This is a genomic window from Streptomyces sp. NPDC019890 (assembly GCF_044903445.1).
In the GTDB taxonomy this organism is placed as follows: Bacteria; Actinomycetota; Actinomycetes; order Streptomycetales; family Streptomycetaceae; genus Streptomyces.
This window is the reverse complement of record NZ_JBJDQK010000007.1, coordinates 82,639-106,414: the sequence shown is the minus strand read 5'-3', so window position 1 is coordinate 106,414 and position 23,776 is coordinate 82,639. Positions and strand designations below refer to the sequence as shown.

20 protein-coding genes are annotated in these 23,776 nt (G+C 70.6%); 7 read left to right on the top strand and 13 right to left on the bottom strand.

Annotated features, from left to right (window positions below; translation table 11 throughout):
* The first annotated feature begins 195 nt into the window (after nt 1-195).
* From ACI2LP_RS20445 to ACI2LP_RS20435, 3 genes are all read left to right on the top strand, one after another.
* Nucleotides 196-2,994: an N-acetylmuramoyl-L-alanine amidase gene (locus ACI2LP_RS20445; protein ID WP_404725902.1), complete on the top strand. Its 2,799-nt coding sequence runs from the start codon at nt 196-198 to the stop codon at nt 2,992-2,994.
* A gap of 78 nt (nt 2,995-3,072) precedes the next feature.
* Complete coding sequence (locus ACI2LP_RS20440; protein ID WP_404726211.1) at nt 3,073-3,150, top strand: trp operon leader peptide; 78 nt, start codon at nt 3,073-3,075, stop codon at nt 3,148-3,150.
* 103 nt (nt 3,151-3,253) lie between these two features.
* Entirely contained in the window at nt 3,254-5,128 is a 1,875-nt protein-coding gene (locus tag ACI2LP_RS20435) for an anthranilate synthase family protein (protein ID WP_404725901.1), read from the top strand.
* A gap of 140 nt (nt 5,129-5,268) precedes the next feature.
* Here ACI2LP_RS20435 and ACI2LP_RS20430 read toward each other — a convergent pair whose 3' ends face one another.
* The 4 genes from ACI2LP_RS20430 to ACI2LP_RS20415 all read right to left on the bottom strand — a co-directional run bounded on the left by ACI2LP_RS20430 (nt 5,269) and on the right by ACI2LP_RS20415 (nt 9,157).
* A complete protein-coding gene (locus ACI2LP_RS20430) occupies nt 5,269-6,297 on the bottom strand; it encodes a 6-phosphofructokinase (RefSeq protein WP_404725900.1) in 1,029 nt (342 codons plus the stop codon).
* A 157-nt stretch (nt 6,298-6,454) separates the two neighbouring features.
* Nucleotides 6,455-7,129: a response regulator gene (locus ACI2LP_RS20425; RefSeq protein ID WP_404725899.1), complete on the bottom strand. Its 675-nt coding sequence runs from the start codon at nt 7,127-7,129 to the stop codon at nt 6,455-6,457.
* Entirely contained in the window at nt 7,126-8,367 is a 1,242-nt protein-coding gene (gene macS / locus ACI2LP_RS20420) for a MacS family sensor histidine kinase (RefSeq protein ID WP_404725898.1), read from the bottom strand. Before macS ends, ACI2LP_RS20425 begins: the two co-directional genes overlap by 4 nt.
* A gap of 28 nt (nt 8,368-8,395) precedes the next feature.
* On the bottom strand, nt 8,396-9,157 hold the full coding sequence (locus ACI2LP_RS20415) for a lysophospholipid acyltransferase family protein (RefSeq protein ID WP_404725897.1): 762 nt from the start codon (nt 9,155-9,157) through the stop codon (nt 8,396-8,398).
* A 149-nt stretch (nt 9,158-9,306) separates the two neighbouring features.
* On the opposite strand from ACI2LP_RS20415, the gene ACI2LP_RS20410 reads away from it, so the two are divergent.
* Together ACI2LP_RS20410 and ACI2LP_RS20405 are read left to right on the top strand one after the other, a co-directional pair.
* On the top strand, nt 9,307-10,086 hold the full coding sequence (locus ACI2LP_RS20410; RefSeq protein WP_404725896.1) for an alpha/beta hydrolase: 780 nt from the start codon (nt 9,307-9,309) through the stop codon (nt 10,084-10,086).
* Nucleotides 10,079-10,666: a hypothetical protein gene (locus ACI2LP_RS20405; protein ID WP_404725895.1), complete on the top strand. Its 588-nt coding sequence runs from the start codon at nt 10,079-10,081 to the stop codon at nt 10,664-10,666. The genes ACI2LP_RS20410 and ACI2LP_RS20405 overlap by 8 nt, the downstream gene beginning before the upstream one ends.
* A gap of 54 nt (nt 10,667-10,720) precedes the next feature.
* On the opposite strand, the gene ACI2LP_RS20400 is transcribed toward ACI2LP_RS20405, so the two are convergent.
* The 6 genes from ACI2LP_RS20400 to ACI2LP_RS20375 form a co-directional block, all read right to left on the bottom strand.
* On the bottom strand, nt 10,721-11,473 hold the full coding sequence (locus ACI2LP_RS20400; RefSeq protein ID WP_404725894.1) for an endonuclease/exonuclease/phosphatase family protein: 753 nt from the start codon (nt 11,471-11,473) through the stop codon (nt 10,721-10,723).
* Nucleotides 11,474-11,650: 177 nt separating this feature from the next.
* The gene (locus ACI2LP_RS20395; RefSeq protein WP_404725893.1) at nt 11,651-12,592 is read right to left on the bottom strand and encodes an ROK family glucokinase; all 942 of its coding nucleotides are present in this window, start codon (nt 12,590-12,592) and stop codon (nt 11,651-11,653) included.
* Between the two features lie 66 nt (nt 12,593-12,658).
* On the bottom strand, nt 12,659-13,123 hold the full coding sequence (locus ACI2LP_RS20390; protein ID WP_404725892.1) for a DUF5304 domain-containing protein: 465 nt from the start codon (nt 13,121-13,123) through the stop codon (nt 12,659-12,661).
* A gap of 76 nt (nt 13,124-13,199) precedes the next feature.
* Nucleotides 13,200-14,546, bottom strand: coding sequence for an ArsA-related P-loop ATPase (locus ACI2LP_RS20385; RefSeq protein ID WP_404725891.1), 1,347 nt, complete (start codon nt 14,544-14,546; stop codon nt 13,200-13,202).
* Entirely contained in the window at nt 14,546-14,995 is a 450-nt protein-coding gene (locus ACI2LP_RS20380; protein WP_360866401.1) for an SRPBCC family protein, read from the bottom strand. Before ACI2LP_RS20380 ends, ACI2LP_RS20385 begins: the two co-directional genes overlap by 1 nt.
* Nucleotides 14,996-15,108: 113 nt before the next feature.
* The gene (locus ACI2LP_RS20375) at nt 15,109-15,864 is read right to left on the bottom strand and encodes a metallophosphoesterase (protein ID WP_404726210.1); all 756 of its coding nucleotides are present in this window, start codon (nt 15,862-15,864) and stop codon (nt 15,109-15,111) included.
* A 302-nt stretch (nt 15,865-16,166) separates the two neighbouring features.
* On the opposite strand from ACI2LP_RS20375, the gene ACI2LP_RS20370 reads away from it, so the two are divergent.
* On the top strand, nt 16,167-17,963 hold the full coding sequence (locus ACI2LP_RS20370) for an AMP-dependent synthetase/ligase (RefSeq protein ID WP_404725890.1): 1,797 nt from the start codon (nt 16,167-16,169) through the stop codon (nt 17,961-17,963).
* Nucleotides 17,964-17,976: 13 nt separating this feature from the next.
* Here the strand turns inward: ACI2LP_RS20370 and ACI2LP_RS20365 are convergent, their stop codons facing one another.
* Nucleotides 17,977-19,614 carry a GMC oxidoreductase gene (locus tag ACI2LP_RS20365; RefSeq protein ID WP_404725889.1) on the bottom strand — a complete coding sequence of 546 codons (1,638 nt, stop codon included), beginning with the start codon at nt 19,612-19,614 and terminating at the stop codon, nt 17,977-17,979.
* Between the two features lie 146 nt (nt 19,615-19,760).
* Nucleotides 19,761-20,903: a glycosyltransferase family 4 protein gene (locus ACI2LP_RS20360; protein WP_404725888.1), complete on the bottom strand. Its 1,143-nt coding sequence runs from the start codon at nt 20,901-20,903 to the stop codon at nt 19,761-19,763.
* 100 nt (nt 20,904-21,003) lie between these two features.
* On the opposite strand from ACI2LP_RS20360, the gene ACI2LP_RS20355 reads away from it, so the two are divergent.
* Nucleotides 21,004-22,401: a glycosyltransferase 87 family protein gene (locus ACI2LP_RS20355; protein ID WP_404725887.1), complete on the top strand. Its 1,398-nt coding sequence runs from the start codon at nt 21,004-21,006 to the stop codon at nt 22,399-22,401.
* 69 nt (nt 22,402-22,470) lie between these two features.
* On the opposite strand, the gene ACI2LP_RS20350 is transcribed toward ACI2LP_RS20355, so the two are convergent.
* Complete coding sequence (locus ACI2LP_RS20350; protein ID WP_404725886.1) at nt 22,471-23,706, bottom strand: hypothetical protein; 1,236 nt, start codon at nt 23,704-23,706, stop codon at nt 22,471-22,473.
* Nucleotides 23,707-23,776 lie beyond the last annotated feature (70 nt).

The window sequence follows — 23,776 nt, the reverse complement described above, 5'->3', positions numbered from 1 at the left end:
GGTCTTCGCGGACGCCCCTTCCAGCGCCCACCAAATGAGACGCGATGTCCACCACTCCGCCATTGGTTGTTCAACGGGCCAGGTGGCCCGGCATGTCGGATCTGTCTGCCGAGGCGATGCGGAGCCCTCGCGCCTGTTACTCTCACGCCGATTTTCGCATTGGTTTGAGATTAAACAAGTAAACCAGGGGTGGGCGTGATCCGGGGTCATCGAAGAGACCGCAAGAAGAAGCTGCTCATTTACGGTGTCGCCACGGCCGTGGTCGCCACCGTCACGATCGGCACCATCGCCGTGGCCTCGCCCGGCTTCCTCGACTCCTCCGGCGACGGCAAGCCGACGCCTCCGGGTGCGGTGCTGCAGTCCCAGTTCGAGGACGCCGCGCGGGAGTTCGACGTACCGAAGAGCGTGCTGATGGCGGTCTCGTACCACCAGACGCGCTGGGAGAGTCACGACGGCCTGCCGAGCACCACCGGCGCCTACAACGTGATGGGCCTCACCCAGGTGACGCCGGACGACCTGGAGAAGCCGACCACCGAGGAGCGGCTCGCCCACCTCAACAGGAGCGGCGACCCCACGGTCGAAAAGCACTTCGACGCCGCGCGTGCGCTGAAGACCAACCCGACCACCGTGGACACGAGCGACCCGCGTCTGCACACGCTGAAGGAGGCGGCGGAGCTCATCGACGAGCCGGCCGACTCGCTCCGGACGGACGCGAAGGAGAGCATCCGCGCGGGTGCGGCGCTGCTCGCCGAGTACCAGCGCGAGGCCACCGACTCGCTTCCCGACGAGCCCGGCCAGTGGTACCCCGCGATCGCCCGCTTCAGCCAGGCGCCCGACGCCAAGGGCGCCCAGCTGTTCACGAAGCGCGTCTTCGCGTCCATCAACGCGGGCGAGAGCCGGCTCACGACGGACGGCCAGCAGGTCACGCTCGTCGGCGACCCCTCGGTCAAGCCCGTCAAGCCGTCGAGACTTCCCCTCGCCGCCAGTTACGCGAGTACGTCCGCGGTCCCGACGCCCGAGTGCCCGGCCGGACTGAACTGCGATTTCGTCCCGGCCGGCTATGCGGAGGACCAGGGCAACTACAACATTGCCAGCCGTCCGGCGAACGGCTTCGACATCCGCAAGATCGTCATCCACGACACGGAGGGCGGCTACGACGGATCGCTGGCCGCCTTCAAGAACCCGGCGTCGTACGCGAGCGCGCACTACATGATCCGCGCGTCCGACGGCCTGGTCACACAGATGGTGGAGACCAAGAACGAGGCGTGGCACGCGGGCAACAAGACCGTGAACATGCACTCGATCGGCATCGAGCACGAGGGCTACGCCATCAAGGCGGGCAGCTGGTACACCGAACCCCAGTACGAGTCCTCGGCGGCCGTGGCGAAATACGTGGCGGCCAAGTTCTCCGTCCCGCTGGACCGCGAGCACATCATCGGCCATGACGAGGTGCCGGGCGTGCTGGACGACAAGGTCCGCGCGCAGCACTGGGACCCGGGCCCGTTCTGGGACTGGAACCACTACATGTCGCTGCTGGGTGCACCCACCGGTGCGGGCGGCGCGGGCGGCCCGCTGACGGCCGGGCAGCTGGTCCGCGTCGTGCCCCCGTTCACCACGGCGAACCAGCCCAAGCTGACCAATGGTGGCGCCGCCGTCGCCACGCAGCCGACGAACTTCGGATACCTGTACGAGTCGCCATCGGCCGACGCGACGAAGCTGACCGACCCCTACTTCCCCACCGTGCTCTGGAGCGACGGCGCGAATTGGTCGAACAAGGTCCTCGCAGGCGGCGAGTACGTCGTCGCCGAGGCCCGGACCGACTGGACGGCGATCTGGTACGGCGGCACGAAGGCCTGGTTCTACAACCCGGGCGGGCAGTTCACCGCGCCGGTCGGCAAGACCTCCCAGACCGTGCTGGCCGCCAAAGCGGGCGTGACGTCGATCCCGGTCTACGGGCGTGCCTACCCGGAGGACGCGGCCTACGCGGGGACCGGTGTCCCGGTCCAGGACGACAACTCCGCATCGCTGACCAAGTACAGCGTCCCTGCCGGACAGGCCTACGCACTGGCCGGCGGATCGGCCGCCGGTGACTACTACTACTCGGCCTACAACACCGACGGCACCCTGGTGAAGGGCACCAACTCCTTCTTGCCGATCCACTTCAACCACCGCATGGCGTGGGTGAGGGCGAGCGACGTCCAGCAGATCAACAGCACCGTCCCGGACGCGGGCACCAGCCGTTACAACACGCTCGCCCGCGACTCCTCGGGCGTGCTGTGGCAGTACCAGGGCACGGGCAGCGCGACCGCTCCGTACCTCTCCCGCTACCGCGTCGGCAGCGGCTGGCAGGGCTACGACGCGGTGACCTCGATGACCGCCCTGCGGGCCGACGCCGTCGGCGACATCGTGGCCCGCGAGCCCTCCGGAGTGCTCTGGTACTACCGGGCCAGCGGCAATCCGTCCGCGCCGTTCCTCAAGCGTCTCGAAGTCGGCAAGGGCTGGCAGATCTACAACCAGCTCACCGGCGCCCGGGACATCACCGGTGACGGCACGGCCGATCTGGTCGCGCGGGACTCCTCCGGTGTGCTCTGGCTCTACACCGGCACCGGAACCGCCACCGCGCCGTTCGCCGCCAGGGTGAAGATCGGCTCCGGCTGGGGGATCTACACCCAGCTGACCGACACCGGTGACCTCACCGCCGACGGCAAGGCCGACCTGATCGCCCGCGACACCTCCGGCGTGCTCTGGCTCTACCGGGGCACGGGCAACGCCACCGCACCGTACGCCGCACGGACCAAGATCGGCACCGGCTGGGGGATCTACAACGTCCTGGTCGGGCCGAGCGACCTCTCCGGTGACGGCAAGCCCGACCTGATCGCCCGGGACTCCTCGGGTGTGCTGTGGCTGTACCAGGGCAGCGGCAGCGCGACATCGCCGTTTGCCGCCCGCGTCAAGATCGCCGACGGCTGGGGGATCTACAACCTGCTGGTCTGACCCCCGTCCGACCTCCCGGGGCTCCGCCCACGGTGCCGCGGCCGTCCGTTTCCCGGACTGCCGCGGCACCGCGCGCGGATGTGCGTTAGGGTCTGCGACATGTTCGCGCACTCGATCCAGAACTGGTGGTGGACCGCACACCCGGCGGCCCACTGACTGATCGCGCGCAACAGGATCGCGAAGGCCGCCCGAGGGGCGGCCTTCAGTGTTTCCCGGGTCCCGGGGCAACGGCCGTTCCTCCCACTCGGAAGGAACACCGATGCTCATCAGCCGACTCCTGGACGACGACTGCCCACCCTTCGCCCTGCTGCGCAGGCGCACCCCCGGCCATGACCACGACATCGTCGAGGTCCTGATCGGCTCCGTGCACGAGGTCGAGCGGCTCGCCGACCTCCCGGCCGGAGACCGCCCGTCCCTCGCCCTCGTCCCGTTCCGCCAGATCAGAGAACGCGGCTTCGACGTACGCGACGACGGCACGCCGCTGTCGGTGCTCGTCGCCGACGAGTCGTACGAACTGCCGCTCGCCGAAGTCCTGTCGACGCTTCCCGCCCATGACGTACAGGTCGAGGGCGGGGCCTTCGACGTCGGCGACGAGGAGTACGCGGACATCGTCCGCCGGGTCATCGACGACGAGATCGGCCGCGGCGAGGGCGCGAACTTCGTCATCCGCCGCACCTATACCGGCCGCATCCCCGGCTTCGGCCGGGCCGACGCCCTCGCCCTGTTCCGGCGGCTGCTGGCCGGCGAGCGCGGCGCGTACTGGACCTTCGTCGTGCACACCGGCGAGCGGACCCTGGTCGGCGCCTCCCCCGAGGTACATGTCCGGATGAGCGGCGGCACCGTCGTGATGAACCCCATCAGCGGCACCTTCCGCTATCCGCCCGAGGGCCCGACCCCCGAGGCGCTGCTCTCCTTCCTGGCGGACCGCAAGGAGCGCGAGGAGCTCTCCATGGTCGTCGACGAGGAGCTGAAGATGATGTGCAACGTCGGCGACATGGGCGGCGTCGTCATCGGTCCCCGGCTCAAGGAGATGGCCCATCTCGCGCACACCGAGTACGAGTTGAGGGGCAGGAGCTCCCTGGACGTACGGGACGTACTGCGGGAGACCATGTTCGCGGCGACGGTGACAGGATCGCCGGTGCAGAACGCCTGCCGGGTCATCGAACGGCACGAGATGGGCGGGCGCGGCTACTACGCGGGGGCCCTCGCGCTGATCGGCCTTGACGCGGGCGGTGCGCAGACCCTCGACTCACCCATCCTGATCCGTACCGCCGACATCGACGCCGAGGGCTTTCTGCGGGTGCCGGTCGGTGCGACGCTGGTCCGGCACTCCGACCCGGCGGGCGAGGTCGCCGAGACGCACGCCAAGGCTGCCGGTGTGCTCGCCGCACTGGGGGTGGCGCCGGGCCGGCCGCGGGAGGACGCCGGGCGCCCGCAGCTCGCCGACGACCCGCGGGTACGGGCCGCCCTCGACGCCCGCCGCGCCGACCTCGCGCCCTTCTGGCTGCGGATGCAGGAGCGCAGCGCCCGGCTGAGCGGCCATGCGCTGGTCGTCGACGGCGAGGACACCTTCACCGCGATGCTGGCGCATCTGCTGCGCTCCACCGGCCTGGAGGTGACGGTGCGTCGGTACGACGAGCCGGGCCTGCGGGAATCGGCCTTGTCGCATACGGGACCGGTGGTGCTGGGGCCGGGACCGGGCGATCCGGCCGACGCGGGCGACCCGAAGATGCGCTTCCTGCACTCGCTCGCAGCGGATCTGCTGCGCGATCACCGCCACGGTCTGCTGGGCGTCTGCCTCGGCCATGAGCTGATGGCGGCCGAGCTCGGCCTGGAGATCGTACGCAAGGACGCGCCGTACCAGGGGGCGCAGGAGCGGATCGACTTCTTCGGGCGTGCGGAGACGGTGGGCTTCTACAACAGCTTCACGGCGCGCTGCGACGACGCGGCGGCGGCGGAGCTGGAGGCGCACGGGGTCGAGGTGGCCCGCGATCCCGTCTCGGCGGAGGTGCATGCCCTGCGGGGCACGGGCTTCGCGGGCATCCAGTTCCACCCGGAGTCGGTACTGACGATGCGGGGGCCGGAGGTGATCCACGGCCTCCTCACCTCAACGGTGCGAGCGGGCCGAGCCTGATTTCTTGGCTGCGGTTCCGCCCCGGACCCTCCCCCCTACGCCCTGCGGGCGTGGGGGGACCGGCCCCCACGCCTCAATCGCCGGCGGTGCTCGAGGACATGCCTGAAGGGCGTACGGGGTCCGGGGCGGAGCCCCAGGGGTCAGCCGAAGAAGACCCCGACCTCCTCGTACAGCTTCGGGTCGACCGTCTTCAGCTTGGCCGTGGCCTCCGCGATCGGCACTCGCACGATGTCCGTGCCCTGCAGCGCGACCATCTTGCCGAAGTCCCCGTCCCGCACCGCGTCGATCACGTGCAGTCCGAAGCGGGTGGCCAGCCAGCGGTCGAAGGCGCTCGGGGTGCCGCCGCGCTGGACATGGCCGAGGACGGTGGTGCGGGCCTCCTTGCCCGTACGCCTCTCGATCTCCTTGGCCAGCCACTCGCCGACGCCGGAGAGCCGGACATGGCCGAAGGAGTCGAGCGAGCCGTCCTTGAGGACCGCCTCGCCGTCCTTGGGCATGGCGCCCTCGGCCACCACCACGATCGGGGCGTAACTGGCCTTGAAACGCGAGGTCACCCAGGCGCAGACCTGGTCGACGTCGAAGCGCTGCTCGGGGATGAGGATGACATTGGCGCCGCCGGCCAGACCGGAGTGCAGGGCGATCCAGCCCGCGTGGCGCCCCATCACCTCGACGACCAGGACGCGCATATGGGATTCGGCGGTGGTGTGCAGCCGGTCGATGGCCTCGGTGGCGATGCCGACCGCGGTGTCGAAGCCGAAGGTGTAGTCGGTGGCGGACAGATCGTTGTCGATGGTCTTGGGCACGCCGACGCACTTGATGCCGTACTCCTCGTACAGGCGCGCGGCAACGCCGAGGGTGTCCTCGCCGCCGATCGCGATCAGCGCGTCCACCTCGTGCTTGGCGAGGTTCTCCTTGATGCGGCGGACGCCGTTCTCCGACTTGAGGGGGTTGGTGCGCGAAGAGCCGAGGATGGTGCCGCCGCGGGGGAGGATGCCGCGTACGGCCGGGATGTCGAGCGTGACCGTGTCGCCCTCGACGGGTCCGCGCCAGCCGTCGCGATAGCCGACGAATTCGTACCCGTACTCCTGCACGCCCTTGCGGACGATGCCACGGATGACCGCATTGAGCCCGGGGCAGTCGCCGCCCCCGGTCAGTACTCCGACGCGCATGGAAACTTCCCTTCGCCTGGTGAGCCGTATTGACCGCCACGCTAATGGTGATCCAGGTCACTACGGGATGGGACGAAAGGTCAATTCCTGTGCGTCATACGACGGTTGACGCCCGTTTTTCACCCGTACGAGTCTCGTACGGGTGAGGGGCGGCGGGTTACTCGTCGTCGAGGCCGCGCTCGATCGCGTACCGCACGAGCTCCACGCGGTTGTGCAACTGGAGCTTGCCGAGCGTGTTCTGGACGTGGTTCTGGACAGTGCGGTGGGAGATGACCAGGCGCTCGGCGATCTGCTTGTAGGAGAGCCCCTTGGCGACCAGGCGCAGCACCTCGGTCTCGCGCTCGGTCAGCTGCGGGGCCTTCGGCTCGTCGCCCCCCGGCCCGGGAGCGGGCTCGGAGGCGAGCCTGCGGTACTCGCCGAGGACCAGGCCCGCGAGGCCGGGCGTGAAGACCGGGTCGCCGACGGCGGTGCGCCGCACGGCGTCGGTCAGCTCCTCCGTACTGGCGGACTTGAGCAGATAGCCGGTGGCGCCGGACTTCACCGCTTCCAGTACGTCCGCATGCTCGCCGCTCGCGGAGAGCACCAGGACCCGCAGGGCGGGGTGGGAGCCGACGAGTTCCTTGCACACCTGGACGCCCGGCATCCCGGGCAGATTGAGGTCGAGTACGAGGACGTCGGGCGCGACGGCCCTGGCGCGGCGCACGGCCTGGGGACCGTCGCCGGCCGTCCCCACCACCTTGAAGCCGGCGGCGTCCAGGTCGCGGGCGACCGCGTCCCGCCACATCGGGTGGTCGTCGACGACCATCACCTTGATCGTCTGCTGATCCGTCATTTTCCTGCCTTCCCCCGTGGAACCCGTGTCCGTGGAGCCCGCGAGGCCCGTGGAACCTTCAGTTCGACTTCTGTGCCCTGGCCCGGGACCGAGATCACTTCGGCCGTGCCGCCGAGATCCCGCAGCCGCCCGCGGATCGAGAGGGCGACACCGAGCCGTCCCTCGCCCTCCGCCTGGGCAAGCCTGCCCTCCGGAATGCCCGGGCCGTCGTCCCGGACCGTCACGATCACCTCGTCCGGCCAGTCCTCGACCAGGATCCAGGCCTGGGCGTTGTCCCCCGCGTGCTTGCGGACATTGTCCAGGGCGGCACTGACAGCGGCGGCGAGTTCGGCCGCCGCGGTCGTCGGGAGCAGCACCGGCGCGCCCGGCTCCGAGAACGTCACCTTCGATCCGGCGTGCTGCGCGAGCAGCGACCGCAGATCGTAGAGCTCCGGCTCGCCCGAGGCCTCGTCGTCCTCGACGGTGCGGACCACGGCACCCATCGAGGCGTCGTCGGAGGCACGCATCGCCGGGACCAGGCCGCTGGAGACCAGGGTGCGCAGGGCGACCTCCTGCTCCCCCGCCATCCGGCCGAGTTCGGCGGCCTCGCCGCCCAGCGCCGTACCGCGCCGCTGCACCATCGCAAGCACCTGGAGCACGCTGTCGTGGATGTCGCGGGCCAGCCGCTCCCGCTCGCGGGTCGCCGCCTCGATCTCCAGGGCGCGGGCGAGGGTGCGCTCGGAGGCGCGGGCGACCTCGACGACATAGCCGATGGCGACCGAGGCGACCCAGACCAGCAGGACGTTGTGGAAGGTGTCCCGGCTGGGCTGGCCGCGCTCGATGATGTTGACGACGGCGACGAGTGAGGACGCGAAGCCTGCCCAGCGCCAGCCGCCCTTGATGGCGAAGGCCAGGACGGATCCGGCGGTCCATATCGTCGGCAGCGTCGGGCCGTCCATGTGCTGCGCCTGGGCGTCGGCGAGCGGGGTGAGCAGAATGCCCGTCAGCGCAATGGTGAGATCGGCGCCGAGGAAGCGTTTGGTGCAGCGGCGGGCGTTGGCCACCTTGGGGAGCGTGAGCAGCGTCCAGACGGAGATCACCGCGAGGACGGCCACCGCCACCCAGGGACGCTCGAACTTGTCCCGGGTGAAGACGGCGAGGACCACCGCGTACGTCATGGTGATGAGGCGGTACGCCGTCAGCGCACGCCACAGCGGCAGTTCGACCGACATCCGTACGACCCGTCGGCGCTTGGCCATGTCCCCCACCCCAGGACGGACGGCTCGGCTAGGCAGCCGGCCGGTCCGTCGTCTCTGCCGTGTCCGCCTTCGCGGCCGCCTTCGCCGCCTTCTCCGCCGCCGCCTTCTGCTCGGCGATCTGGCGCTTCGCAGCCGTCGCGTAGATGTCGACGTACTCCTGGCCGGAGAGCTTCATGATCTCGTACATGACCTCGTCGGTCACCGAGCGCAGGATGAAGCGGTCGCCCTCCATGCCGTGGTAGCGGCTGAAGTCGAGCGGCTTGCCGATCCTGATCCCCGGGCGCATCAGCTTGGGGACCACCTTGCCGGGCGGCTGGATCTTCTCCGTGTCGATCATCGCGACCGGGATGACGGGAGCGCCGGTGGCGAGCGCCACGCGCGCGAGGCCGCCCGGCTTACCGCGATAGAGGCGCCCGTCCGGGGAGCGGGTGCCCTCCGGGTAGATGCCGAACAGGCCGCCGCCCGCGATGACATCGACTCCGGCCTTGATCGCTGCCTCACCGGCGCCGCGCGCGCCCGAACGGTCCACCGGGAGCTGTCCGACGCCCTTGAAGAAGGCCGCGGTGAGCTTGCCCTTGATTCCGGGCGAGGTGAAGTACTCCGCCTTGGCGATGAAGGTGACCTTGCGGTCGAGCACCGCCGGGAGGAAGAACGAGTCCGAGAAGGACAGATGATTGCTCGCCAGGATCGCCGGTCCCTCGGCGGGAATGTTCTCAAGACCCTCCACCCAGGGCCTGAAGGCAAGCTTCAGCGAGCCTCCGATGGAGAACTTCATTGCGCCGTAGATCAACTCGGGTGCCTCCTGTGTGCTGTGGAACAGACCTTAACCCGAGGTGGGCCCGGGGTCCCCGCGCTGGGGGGGCTTACGCACCTGGTCGGTGTCGGTCCGGTCGCGTACGGTGAAGTACACCTTCAGCAACTGACGAACAGGAGACCCTGGTGCCGGTCCTTCCTGGAGCCGAGCCATACCGCCACGAAGGCGGAGAGGTCGGCGTCCTTCTCTGTCACGGATTCACCGGTTCCCCGCAGTCGCTGCGCCCCTGGGCCGAGTATCTGGCGGAGCGCGGTCTCACCGTGTCGCTGCCGCTGCTCCCCGGGCACGGCACGAGCTGGCAGGACATGCAGGTCACCGGCTGGCAGGACTGGTATGCGGAGGTGGACCGCGAGCTTCGGGTGCTGGTCGAGCGGTGCAGCCAGGTCTTCGTCTTCGGGCTCTCGATGGGCGGCGCGCTCACGCTGCGGCTCGCCGCGAAGCACGGGGACGCGATCAGCGGCATCGTCCTGGTCAACCCGGCGAACAAGGTCCACGGCCCGTCGGCGCACGCCCTGCCGGTCGCCCGCCACTTCGTGCGCACGACCAAGGGGCTGACGAGCGACATCGCCAAGGAGGGGTCCCTGGAGGTCGGGTACGACCGGGTGCCGCTGCACGCCGCGCACTCCCTGCGGAACTTCCTCCGGCTGGTCGACGGCGAGCTGCCGCAGGTCACCCAGCCGATGGTGCTGCTGCACAGCCCGCAGGACCATGTGGTGCCGCCGGTCGACTCGGCCCGCGTCCTCAGCCGGGTCTCCTCCACGGACGTCACGGAGATCCTGCTGGAACAGAGCTACCACGTGGCGACGTTGGACCACGATGCGGAGCGGATTTTCGACGAGAGTTACGCGTTCATCGGCCGGCTCGCTCCGAGTGTCGGGAAGAAGGGGAGCACGACCGGTGGCTGAACAGCACGACGCGGACCGCGAGCCGCAGCCCATCGACGAGGAGGCCGCCTGGGCGGCCATCGTCGCCGGGTACGGCGACGAGCCCGCAGACCCGCCGGGCGCGAAGCCGTTCAAGTCGGTGGAGGATCTCGCGCTGCTCGCTGAGGGCGAGGTGAACGAGACCCCTCAGGACCGGGCGGCGCAGCCGGAGCCCGACCCCGAGGAGGACTCCGACGCGGACAGGCCCGCGCTGGGCAGCTCGATCACCTTTGCACCGGGGGTCGGCGGACCGCGCGACTACCAGGTGGAGGAGCCGAAGGAAGGCGACCTCGACGACGACGGCGACGACGAGGGCCACTTCGTGCCGCCGGAGCCGCCGCCGCTGCCGGAGGCCGATGTCACGGCCAAGTTCGCCTGGCTCGCGGTGGTCGGCGGCCCGGTGCTGATGCTCGTCGCGGTGCTCTTGCAGTGGGACATGACGTGGTGGCTGACGACGCTCTGCGTCGGCGGCTTCCTGGGCGGTTTCGCCACCTTGGTGGCCCGGATGTCGGGCGCCGACGACGACGAGGACGACGACCCGGGCCGCGGGGCAGTGGTCTGATCCGGGGGCTCGTACGAGGAGTGGTCTGATCCGGGGCTCGGGCGGGCCACCCGCTCAGGCCGCGGGCACCCGGAGCGCGGCCAGCACCGGAAGGTGATCCGTCGCGGCCTCCAGGTCGTCCGCGGTGATGCCCGGGAGGTCCAGCGGCACGCCGCAGCCCAGCACTTCGACCCCCTCCGTCGCGAAGATCGCGTCGATCCGCTGGTGCGGGTCCTCGGGCGTCGACGTGTGCTCGCCGCCCCAGGGGGCGACCGCCCAGCAGTCCTGCAGCGCCCCCGCAAGCCTGCGGAAGCTCCGCCCGGTGGGCCGGTCGTTGAGGTCGCCCGCCGCGATCGCGTACGGCACGTCCATCGCCCTCAGCCGGTCGAGCAGCATCCCGGCCTGTGTGTAGCGCTCGTCGCTCTGCAGGCTCAGATGACAGCTGAGCAATCCGATCCGGGCGCCCCCGATGCGTACGACGGCGGTGGCGAAGCCGCGCCGGTGCAGGCCGGGGGTGCGCGGCAGCAGCACGTCCTGCGTACGCTCCACGGTCGCCCGCAGCGAACACATCAGCAGCGGCCCGGCCGCGGTCGCGCCGCCGGTCAGCACGACGAGCTCGCTCTTGGCGGCGAGCCGGGCGGCGTGCTTGCGCCAGCGGAAGAACCGCGGCGCCTCCTGGACGAAGACCAGATCGGGCTCACAGGCACGGATCACCCGGGTCAGCGCGTCCTCGTCGTCGCGCAGGGAGCGGATGTTGTAGCTGAGCACCCGGATCACCACCGAACCGTCCGGCTCGGTGCGGGGGTTGGGCAGCACGGTGATCGCCATGCGGCTCACGATACGACGCCACGAGCCATCCACCGGGGCTCCGCCCCGGACCCTGCTCCTCAATCGCCGGAGCGGCTGATTCCGGGGGCTTCGCCCCCGGACCGGGATGCCCTTCGGGTGTGCCCTCAATCGCGGGCGGGCCGCATTTCGGCCCGCCCGCGATTGAGGACGAAGAGCTCAGCCCTGCCGGGCCAGGTCCGCCGCGCCCACCAGGCCCGCCCTGCCGCCCAGTTGCGCCGCCAGAACCTGCGCGTGCGGCCGGTACCGGCCGCCGATCAGCCAGCGGCGGAAGGACTTGCGGATCGGGTCCAGGACCAGCTCGCCCTCGTCCGAGACGCCGCCGCCCACGATGAACGCCGACGGGTCGAAGAGCGAGGCCAGATCGGCCAGGCCCGCGCCCGCCCAGCGCGCCAGTTCGCGGAAGGAGTCGACCGCGACCGGGTCGCCCTGCCGGGCCGCCGCGCTGACGTGCTTGCCCTCGATGCCCTCGACCGTGCCGTCGCCCAGAGAGAGGAGCACCTCGGCGTTCTCCGGGGTGGCGTTGGCGCGCTGTTTCGCGTACCGCACGAGGGCGCGCCCGGAGGCGTACTGCTCCCAGCAGCCCTGGCTGCCACAGCCGCACTGCAGACCGTCGGGGACCACCCGGATGTGGCCGAACTCCGCGGCCACGCCGAAGCGTCCGCGGCGCAACTTGTTGCCGATGATGATGCCGCCGCCGAGCCCGGTGCCGAGGGTGATGCAGATGACGTCCTCGTGGCCCTGGCCCGCGCCGAAGCGGTACTCGCCCCAGGCCGCCGCGTTCGCGTCGTTCTCGACGACCACCGGGAGCCCTACGCGCTGCTCGACCTTGTCCTTCAGCGGTTCGTGCCGCCAGTGGATGTTCGGCGCGAACAGCACGGTGGCGCGCTTGTCGTCGACGTATCCGGCGGCGCCGATGCCGACGGCCTCGATGTCGTGCCCCTCGCCGGCTCCGGCCACGGCGGAGCAGATCGCGTCGACGATGCCTTGCGGGGTCGACGGGGTGGGCACCGTGTGCGTCTCGATGATGGTGCCCTCTTCGTCGACCACGCCGGCCGCGATCTTCGTGCCGCCGATGTCGACGCCGATGGTGAGTCCCATGTGTCCCTCAGTTTTCGGTCGAGCCCCGCTACGGCCAACCGTACCCGAGGGCGGGCACCGCCTTTGTCAGTCCAGGTCGATGTGCTCGCTCGCCCCGGGGCCCTCGTCGCGGGGGTCCGTGTCGTCCTCGGCGGCCGCCGTGCCCTTCGTTCCCCTCGGGTCGTACGGCCGCTGTGCCCAGCGTCGCTCATGGCCCTCGACGGCCGATCGATACGCGGCGAGCAGCTCGCCGCCCGCCGCGGCGAGGTGGTCGAAGACCTGTGGGTTGCGCTCGATGACCGGCTCGACGGCCGATTTCGCCTGGTTGACCAGCTGCTGCACGGCGCTCTGCGCGGCCAGGCCGGGAACGGAGCTCTGGAACGAGGAGACCTTGTCGGCGACCGCGTCGAGCAGCTTGCGCAGCTCCTCCGCGGCGGAGCCGGGCGGCGGCCCGTACTGGGCGCGGCGGCGGGCCTTCTCGGCCTCCAGGTCCTCGGCGCACGCCCTGGCCCAGGCGTCGTCGTCGACGGGACGCTCGGTGGCATCACTCATGGCGTACTCCTGCACGGCGGCGGTGGCGGAACTTCCGGTTCGTACGCTCGACGTTACCCGAATGGGGGCAGGTCGTTCAGCGTGCCCGCGGCCACAGCTCGGGGTCCGGAGTGAAGCGGACCCGCAGCACGTCGTCGGTGAGTCCGGCGCCCGACACGGTGCAGCGGCGCAGTACGGACGGCAGCGAAACGATCCTGCGGAACGGGCCCACGGTGAGCAGCAGTTCGTCCCCACGGCGGACAAGCCCGACGTCCTCCTTGACGGCGCCGGGCAGCCGGAGCCCCCAGACGAGGACCCCCTCCTCCACGCGCCGGTCCTCGACCGGCTGCCAGGCGCTGCCCGCGCCCGCCGGTCCGGCACCCGCGCGACCGCGCAGCAGTGCGTCAAAACCGCCGTCCGCGGCCGGGTCGTCCACCGCCCAGGGGTCGGCGGCCCGCCGCTCGCGGTCCCAGTCGAGTTCGACCGCGAGCCCGTCGCCCGCGAAAAGGCCGCCGCCGGTGCCCGCCTGCTCGAAGGTGGTGCAGGACGAACCCGTGTCGAGGAGCGTGAGGTCGTCCAGGCCACGCGGGTCCCGGCCGAGGTGGGCCACCTCGCAGAGCGAGGCCTCGGGCACCCACAGCTCGTACCACTCGCGCAGGCACTTCTCCTGCTGGGCGGAGAGGGTCGCGAGCCAGGTGTCGGCCGAGTCCCGCGGCAGGATCCTGTTCGGTACGAGGGTGTCGACCCGCAGTCCGTGCAGTGCGAGCCCGGGGCGAGCGGCGGACAGGGCGTCGGCGGCCGCGGGCGAGGGCTCGGCGACGACCCGCAGGGTCGTGTTGCTGGATTCGATCACCGTCTGGACAGCGGCCAGTTCGGCGTCCCAGCGGGCCGCGGTCTCGTACAGCCACTGCGCGGGCATCGGCACGCCGGCGAGCTGGGCGAGCATCGGGCGCAGCGCGCGGGCGACCTGCCGTTCCGGCGGCAGCAACCGGCGCAGATAGCGCCGCAGCTGCTCGGGCAGGGCGAGCAGGGCGATGGACTCGCGCAGCGGCGGCATGTCGACGACGACCACGTCCCAGTCGCCGTCGGCGGCGGACGTCAGGGCGCGCAGCAGTGCGTACTGGTCGCTGCCGGGAAGCTCGGTCAGCTCCTCGTCCTCCAGCCGGGCCGCGCCCAGCAGATCGAGCGCGGCGCCGCTGCGCTCCTGCAGAGCGAGCAGCTCGGCCCGGAAGTCGGTCGCGGAGTCGATGCGCGCGGCCCACAGCCCGTCCGTGAGCTGCGCCGGATCGCCGGGCCGGCCGGTGACGGGCGTGCCGAGGACGTCGCCGGGTTCGGCGGAGAGCAGCAGTGTGCGCCGGCCGCGGCGGGCCGCGGCGAGCGCGGTGGCAGCGGCGACGGTGGTACGGCCCGCGCCGCCGAGGCCGGTGACGAGGACCTTGCGCATCAGGCGGTGGGCGCGCTCTCGACGCGCTTCTTCAGACCGGCCAGGGCGCGGTCGATGATGACCTTCTCGGCCTTGCGCTTGATCATGCCGAGCATGGGGATCTTGACGTCGACGGTCAGCTGGTAGGTGACCTCGGTGCGGTCGCCACCGCCGACGGCCTTGAGGCTGTACGAGCCGTCGATGGTGCGCAGCATCTGGGACTTGACGAGCGTCCAGCTGACCTCGTTGTCGCCGTTCCAGGTGTACGCGAGGGTGTGGTCGTCCTTGATCGCGCCGGCGTCGAGCACCAGGCGGACCTGCTCGGCGCGGCCCTTGGCGTCGGTGGCGAGCACCTCGGCCTCCTTCACCTCACCCGTCCACTCCGGGTAGCGGGCGAAGTCGGAGATCACGCCCATCACGTCGGCCGGCGCCGCCTCGATCGTGATGCTCGAGCTGGTGTGTTCCGCCATCGCTGCGGCTCCTCACAGTGCGGTTCGGACCGGGGGTGGTGTGGTGTGCAGGCTATCGCGCCCCGACTGGTCAGCACTCCAGGGCCCGTGGGTCACCACTGCGTGCCCCCACATCACCACTCCAGCGCCCAGGGGCGACCGGTCGAGGCGAAATGCCCGACGTTCACGCACTCCGTCCGGCCGACGCGCATTCGCTGGGCGAGCGGCTGGTGGACATGGCCGAAAAGCGCGTACCGGGGGCGGATCCGGTGGATCGCGTCGAGCAGTGCGCTGCTGCCGCGCTCGAAGCGGCGCGCGACGGTGTCGTACGTCAACTCGGGCACCTCCGGCGGGATGTGCGAGCAGAGCACATCGACGTCTCCGAGCGCCTCGACCTTGGCCGCGTACTCCTCGTCGGAGATCTCGTAGGGAGTGTTCATCGGGCTGCGCAGTCCCCCGCCGACAAAGCCGAAGACAAGGCCGCCGATTTCGACGCGCTCGCCGTCGAGAACGGTGGTGCCGGGGCGCGCGTACTCCGGCCAGAGGGCCGGCATGTCGACATTGCCGTAGGTGGCGTACGTCGGAGTGGGGAAGGCCGCGAACAACTCGGCGTACTGGCGCCGTACGGCCGACTCGATCGCGCTCTCCCGGTCCGTCCGGAGCTCACCCCAGAGCCTGCGCCCCAGCTCGCGGGCCTCGTCGAAGCGGCGGGCCGTGCGCAGCTCCACGATCAGGTCGGCGTTCTCGACGCCGAAGAGATCGGGGAAGATGCCGCGCGAGTGGTCGGCGTAGTCGAGAAAGAGGACGAGGTCACCGAGGCAGACGAGCGCGTCGGCACCGTCCCCCGCCATGGCTAGATCCTTGGCGTTGCCGTGCACGTCACTCACCACATTGACTCGCATGCCTCGCATGACGATCACCCTAGGACGACGGAGTTGTGGCTGGGTAGTGGGGGACGGACCAGCCGTTCTACCGAGGCGTCATGGGTGTGGACTACTCTGCGCGAAGCGATGCCACACACATGTGACGCAGCGAACATCTGGCCGGAACCCCCTATCCGGAACCGAGTACTGGTGGGTAACGTCCGGGCAGTCCAGTCGTGCTCGCCCCCATGAGCACCTGCCCGATCTTGGACCGCAGCCGGTGCATCACACAGAGCCGTGGCGCCGGCGCCTGATGAGGAGCAGCAGTCTTGCGCGAGTTCAGCCTCCCGGCCCTGTACGAGGTCCCTTCGGACGGCAATCTGACGGATCTGATCCGCCGCAATGCCGCTCAGCATCCTGATGTAGCCGTCATGGGCAGAAAGGTGGCGGGCGTCTGGACGGACGTCACCGCCACGCAGTTCCTTGCGGAGGTGCGCGCCGCCGCCAAGGGCCTGATCGCCGCGGGTATCCAGCCCGGCGACCGGGTGGCCCTGATGTCGCGCACCCGTTACGAGTGGGTGCAGCTGGACTTCGCGATCTGGAGCGCGGGCGCGGTCACCGTCCCGGTGTACGAGACCAGCTCGGCCGAGCAGGTCTCCTGGATCCTCGGCGACTCCGGCGCGGTCGCGGTGATCGTGGAGAACGACGGGCACGCCCAAGCCGTGGAGTCGGTACGGGACCGGCTCCCCGCTCTGCGCAGTGTCTGGCAGATCGAGAAAGGCGCGGTCGAGGAGCTGACCGCGGCCGGCGCCGAGGTCGCCGAAGAGACGGTCGACGCGCGCAGCGCCGCCGCCAAGGCGGACGACCCGGCGACGATCGTCTACACCTCGGGCACCACCGGCCGCCCCAAGGGCTGTGTGCTCACGCACCGCAGCTTCTTCGCGGAGTGCGGCAATCTCGTCGAGCGCCTCAAGCCGCTGTTCCGCACGGGCGAGAGTTCCGTTCTGCTCTTCCTCCCCGCCGCGCACGTCTTCGGCCGCATGGTCGCGCTCGCGCCGGCGATGGCGCCGATCAAGCTCGGCTGCGTTTCGGACATCAAGAACCTCACCGACGAGCTCGCGTCCTTCCGGCCGACGCTGATCCTCGGTGTGCCGCGCGTCTTCGAGAAGGTCTACAACTCGGCGCGGGCGAAGGCCCAGGCGGACGGCAAGGGCAAGATCTTCGACAAGGCCACGGACACGGCGATCGCGTACAGCAAGGCGATCGGCACCCCCGAGGGCGCGTCGGTCGGCCTCAAGATCAAGCACAAGGTCTTCGACAAGCTCGTCTACAGCAAGCTCCGTGCAGTCCTCGGCGGGCGCGGCGAGTACGCGATCTCCGGCGGCGCTCCGCTGGGCGAGCGGCTCGGCCACTTCTTCCGCGGCATCGGCTTCACGGTGCTGGAGGGCTACGGCCTCACCGAGTCGTGTGCGGCCACCGCGTTCAACCCGTGGGACCGGCAGAAGATCGGCACGGTCGGCCAGCCGCTGCCGGGCTCGGTGGTGCGGATCGCGGACGACGGCGAGGTGCTGCTGCACGGCGAGCATGTCTTCCAGGGGTACTGGAACAACGAGGCCGCGACCGCGGAGGCGCTGGCCGACGGCTGGTTCCACACGGGCGACATCGGCACCCTGGACGAGGACGGCTACCTCGCGATCACGGGCCGCAAGAAGGAGATCCTGGTCACCGCGGGCGGCAAGAACGTCGCCCCCGCAGTGATCGAGGACCGCATCCGCGCGCACGCACTGGTCGCGGAGTGCATGGTGGTGGGCGACGGGCGGCCCTTCGTGGGCGCGCTGGTCACCATCGACGAGGAGTTCCTCGGACGCTGGGTCTCGGACCACGGCAAACCGGCCGGTTCGACGGCGGCTTCGCTGCGCGACGACGCGGATCTGCTGGCGGAGGTCCAGCGGGCGGTGGACGACGGCAATGCGGCCGTCTCCAAGGCGGAATCGGTGCGGAAATTCCGCATTCTCTCCTCCCAGTTCACTGAAGAGGCGGGACACATCACGCCGTCGCTGAAGCTGAAGCGCAATGTGGTGGCGAAGGACTTCGCCGATGAGATCGAGGCGATCTACCGGGGCTGAGTGCCGCCGCTGATCAGCCGCTGGGGTCCTCGGCCAGAATCCGGGTCATGTTCCGTTCGGCGAGAGCCGTGATGGTGACGAACGGATTGACCCCGATCGAGCCGGGGACCAGCGCGCCGTCGGTGACATACAACCCCGAATACCCCCTGGCACGGCCGTAGTTGTCGGTGGCCCGGCCCAGTACGCAGCCGCCCAGGGGGTGGTACGTGAAGTCGTCGGCGAAGGTTTTGTTGCCACCGAAGAGGTCGTACCGGTAAATGGTGGCGTTCGCCCTGTTGACGCGGTCGAAGAGAGATTTGGCCGCGTTGACGGAGGGCTGATTCTGCGACCGGGTCCAGTCGAGCTTTGCGGAGTCGCCGGCGGGGTCGTACGAGAAAGTCCCGCGCTCCGGGTTCTTGGTGATCGCCAGATAGAGGCTGATCCAGTGCTCGAATCCCATGGGCAGCGGCGCGATTTCCGCGAAGACGGGATTCGTGGGGTTGGCCCAGTCGTCGATGCCCATGGTGGGCATGGTCGCCTGGTTCGCCCCGACAGTGTCCCAGATGTGGTTGGCACGGCCGGTCATCACATTGCCGTTGTGGCCCCAGCCTCTGCCCACCTCGGCGCTGAGGTCGGGCAGCGTGCCCTTCTCCCGTGCGCGCAGCAGGAGTTCGGTGCTGCCGAGGCTGCCCGCGCCGAGGAAGAGCTGCCGGCAGCCGATCTCGTCGGTCCCGACGACCCTGCCCGAGATGTCCGTCCGGTCGACGGTCAGGACATAGCCGCCGTCGGGTTCCCTTCGGATGCCTCGGGCCCGGCTCATGGTCTGGATGGTGACGTTGCCGGTGCCGAGCGCGGCCGCGAGATAGGTCTTGTCGACGCTGCGCTTGCCATGGTTGTTGCCGTAGATGACCTCGCCGGCGAGCGCCGACTTCGGGGCCTGTCCGGCGGCTTCACGCTGCATATGGCCGAAGTCGTAGACGTTCGGCACGAAGACGGTCCTCAGGCCGGCGTTCTGGGCGTGCTTGCGGGAGATCCGTGAGAAGCGGTACCACTCGGTGGACTCGAACCAGGCCGGGTCGATGGTGTTGACGCCGAGCATCCGGCGGGCCCGCGGGAAGTAGGTGTCGTACATCTCGGCGGCGTCGACCTGGGGCAGTACCTCGGAGAAGTACGTACGCAGCGGGGTCACCGCCATCCCGCCGTTGACCAGCGATCCGCCGCCGACGCCGCGTCCTACGTAGACGGACATGCCGGGGTAGCGAACCCGGTCGAGTACGCCGGGGTAGGGGCTGATGTTCTTGTTGACGACATCCAGCCAGAGGAAGGTGGCGAGCGGGGCCTCGGTGCGGGTGCGGAACCACATGGAGCGCTGATCGGGGGCTCCGGTGCTACAGAAGATCTTTCCGTCCGGGCCCGGGGTGTCCCAGAGCCGGCCCATCTCCAGTACGAGGGTGCGGACGCCCGCCTCGCCGAGACGGAGGGCGGCGACGGCAGCGCCGTAGCCGGAGCCGATCACGACTGCGGGGGCGTAGTCGGCTGCCGAGGGCTCGACGGCGGCCGAGGCCTCCCCGGCGGCTGCCGGGGAGAGACCGATGCGGGTGAAGCCGAGCGCGGCCGCGGTCTGCAGGGCGGCGATACCCAGCAGTTGACGGCGCGTCAGATTTGATGTCATGTCCGGAGCATGGGCGGAATTCGGTCTTGTGCCCATATCCCGCGCGGCTCAGAACTGACGCTCCATCAAAAAATGGTTTACGCAGCTCAGCGATGTGTCCGGTACGGGTTTACGCAGGTCAGCAAAATGTCTGGTTTCAGGGCTGGTCAGAGCAGTGTGCGAAGCTTCTCGGCCAGCAGGTCCCAGCGCCACTTCTCCTCGACCCACTCCCGGCCGCGCTCCCCCATCCGCCGCCGCAGCCCCGGGTCCTCGAGCAGCGCCACGATCCGCTCGGCCGACTCCTCGGCACTCCCGCCGCGGACCACCCAGCCCGTCTCTCCGTCTAGTACGGCGTCGGGGGCGCCGCCCGAGTCGCCCGCGACGACCGGGAGCCCGGTCGCCGACGCCTCCAGATACACGATTCCAAGGCCCTCGACGTCGAGGCCGCCTCTTCGGGTGCGGCAGGGCATCGCGAAGACGTCGCCCGCGCCGAAGTGCGCGGGCAGTTCCTCCCACGGCACGGCGCCGGTGAAGCGCACGGAGCCCGCGACGCCGCTCTCGTCGGCGAGCCTGCGCAGATCCTTCTCGTAGGGACCGCCGCCGACGATCAGGAGCACCGCGTCCGGCACCTTGGCCAGGATCGCGGGCATCGCCTGGATCAGCGTGTCCTGGCCCTTGCGCGGCACCAGCCGCGATACGCACACCACGACCGGCCGGCCGGCCAGCCCCAGCCGCTCGCGGACCGCGTCCCCGCCCGAGCCCGGATGGAAGGTCTTCTCGTCCACACCGGGCGGGAGTTGGACCATGCGCCCGGCCGCGGCGGGGGTGAGCGCGGCGGCTATGCGCGAGCGGGTGTACTCACCGAGATAGGTGATCGTGTCCGTGCCCTCGCCGATCCGGCGCAGCAACTGCCGGGACACGGGCAGCTGCGCCCAGCCGGCCTCGTGGCCGTGCGTGGTGGCCACCAGCCGACGTGCACCGGCCCTGCGCAGGGCCGGGGCCATCAGACCGAGCGGGGCTGCCGCGCCGAACCACACGGATTCACAGCCGTGCTCGCGCAGCAGCTGGGTCGCCCTCCGCGTGACACGCGGGGTCGGCAGCAGCATCGTCGTACGGTCCCGTACGACCGTGAACGGCTGCTCGACGTCGAATGCTGCGGTCGATTCGGCGCCCTCGCGGCCACGCTTCCAGGTGGAGGCATAGACGACGAGCTGCTCCGGGTCCAGCCGCAGCGCCATGTTGTGCAGGAACGCCTGGATGCCGCCGGGCCTGGGCGGGAAGTCGTTGGTCACGATCAAGGTCTTGTGCATCGTCGCCGACAGTACCGAACGGCCCTGCCTCACCGCTCCTGCGCTGCCCTGCCGGGCATCATGGGGACCCACAAATCGGCCCGAACGGGATGAGGTGCTCATGGCGGGCGGGCGCGGGAGCGGTGGCGGCACGGGCGGCGTCGGCGGTGACGCCACAAAGGGCGCGGGCAGCAGCGGCAGGGGCGGCACATGGCTTGCCGTCGCGGTGTGGATCCTCACCAGGACGGCGGTGCTGCTCTGCGTCCTCGATGTGCTGCCCCTCCCCGGCCCCGATGTCACCGCCGATGTCTCGGTGATCTACGAGGGCTGGTACGAGGTGCTGAAGAACGGCACCTATCCGATGGACGACGTCGCCTGGCAGTACCCGCCCGCCGCGGCGCTGGCGATCCTCTCCCCGGCCCTGCTGCCCTTCCTCGGCTACGCCCACGCGTTCTTCGCCCTCACCCTGCTCTGTGACGCGCTGGTCTTCGGCCTGCTGCTCCATGCGGGCGGACAGCTCCGCGAGCGACGCCCGCGAGGCCGCCGGGCAGCAGGCGGCGACGAAAGCCGCGCTGTCGCCGAGCGGGCGGAGAAGCGTGCAGAGGACAGGGGCAGGTCGCCGCATGGAGCGTGGGTGTGGGTCGCCGGTGTGCCGCTGCTCGGCCCGACCGCGTACGCCCGCTACGACCTCATGGTCACAGCCGTCGCCGTGGCCGCGCTGCTGGCCGGCGCTCGCCATCCGCGCACACTGGGCGCGCTCGCGGCCTTCGGCGCGCTGCTGAAGGTCTGGCCGCTGCTGCTGCTCACGGGGGTCCCGGGCGTACGGGCGAACCGCCGCGCCTGGGCCACCGCGGCGGGCACGGCGGCAGCGGTCGCGGTTGCGCTCGTAGCGGCGATGCCGGGGGCGCTGGCCTTTCTCACCTTCCAGCGCGATCGGGGCACCGAGATCGAGTCGCTGGGCGGACTGGTCTTCCATGTGGCGCGGCACCACGGCTGGCAGGGTCAGGTGCTGCTGCACTACGGGTCGGTGGAGTTCGTGGGCCGCCATGTCACCCTCGTCTCCACACTCTCCCTCGGCCTCGCCCTGCTCGCCCTCGGCTGGCTGGTGCTGTGGCGGCTGCGAATCAAGAAATTCGAGCCGAGCACGCTGTCCGACGCGGCGTTCACCGCGGTGCTGCTGTTCACCACGACGAGCCGGGTGATCAGCCCCCAGTACATGATCTGGCTGGTCGGCCTGGCCGCGGTGTGTCTGGTCTTCCGGGGCAGCCGGATGGCGCCGCCCGCCTGGCTGGTGCTGGCCGCGACGGGGGGCTCGCTGCTGGAGTTCCCCGTCTGGTTCTCACAGGTGGTGGCGAGCGAGCCGCTGGGGGTGCTGCTGCTGTTCGTACGCAACGGACTGCTCGTCGCCGCGACGCTGACGGCGTGCCTGCGGCTGTGGCGCCAGACGGTGAGCGAGCCGGGCCGCCGCCGGCTGCTGCCCGCCCAGTCGACCCGCGACAATGCGCTGCTGTCCTCCTGACCCCGAGTCCCGGTCCATGACCCCGACTCCCGGTCCGGCGCCGCGCCCGGGACAGCCATGGCAGCGTGGTCAGCCCGCCAGTCGCTCGCGCAGATACTCCCGCCACCGCACCGTGAAGTCCTGCGGCGTCGTCCCCAGCACATCCGCCAGCGCCTTCTCGACGGCCCCCGCCCGGTGTTTGCCCGCCCCCACGGCCCGGTAGAACGCCGTCAGCTTCTCCTCGCCCCAGCGCGCCGCAATCAGCTCACAGGCCAGCCACCCGCCCTCGTACGCCCGCGCCAGCCTGTCCGCGTCCGCCCCGAAGGCGAAGTCCGCGTCGGACGGCAGCGCGGCCGGCACCTCGCCGCTCCGGACCGCGCGCTGGAGTTCGGGGGCCGTCTGCCCGGCCGTGCGGCCCCTGCCGCGGTACGCGACCCAGTCGGCGAAGCCCTCCGAGAGCCACATCGGGGTCGACGCCGAGGTGTACGCGCGGGTGGCCACATGGGTGGTCTCATGCGTGAGGACGACACTCCTGCCGAAGTCGCCGAGCACCCCGTAGGCATCGGGGTTGACGATCACCCGGTCCGCCGGCGATGTGCCGGCCGCACCCGTCTCGCCCGTGGTGACCGCCGCTATCCCCCGGTACCCGGCAGCGGGCGCGCCCAGCAGCCTCCCCATGGCATCCAGTGAGGCAGGGACGAGGACGACGACGCGGCGCGCCCAGGGAGACGTCCAGGCGTCCGAGACGGCGGGCACGGCCCGGTCGGCGGTCGCCACGAGGGCTTTCAGCCGCTCGCCGTTCTGGCCGACGGCGAGGATCAGACTCCGCTCGCCCCGGACCACCCGCACATCACCCTGCTGCCAGAGCTGCTGGCCGCCGCCCTTGCCCGCGCGTTCGGCCGTGACGTACCAGCGGCCGTCGCGCTCGGCGAGCTCCAGCGTGCGGGACGCGGTCACCGGGGCGGTGTCGTACCCCTCGATCCGGTAGCGCAGTTCGGCCTCGGCGACGGCTCGGGTGCCGTGCCGCCGCACCGTCCCCAGCCGGTACTCCCAGGAGCGCAGTGGCACGTCCGCGAGGTTCCGGAACTCCCTGCGCTCCGCCGTACGCAGTTGCACGGCCTCGGGCGCCAGCGCGGCCAGATAGGCGCTCTCGTCATGGCCCAGGACGGCGGCCGCGCGCCCGTCCAGGGTCTGCTGGATGTCCCGCACGCTCGTGTCGGAGCCCTCGTCGGCCGTACAGCCGGACACCAGCAGGGCGGCGGAGAGGATCAGCCCCGCCGCACGCCGTATCGCCCGGCGCCCTGCGCTGCGCCCCTGACCTGCCACATGACCGATCGTACGGAACGGGGCGCGGAACGAAACGCAGCGGTTCGGAACACAGCGGGGAGCGGAACGC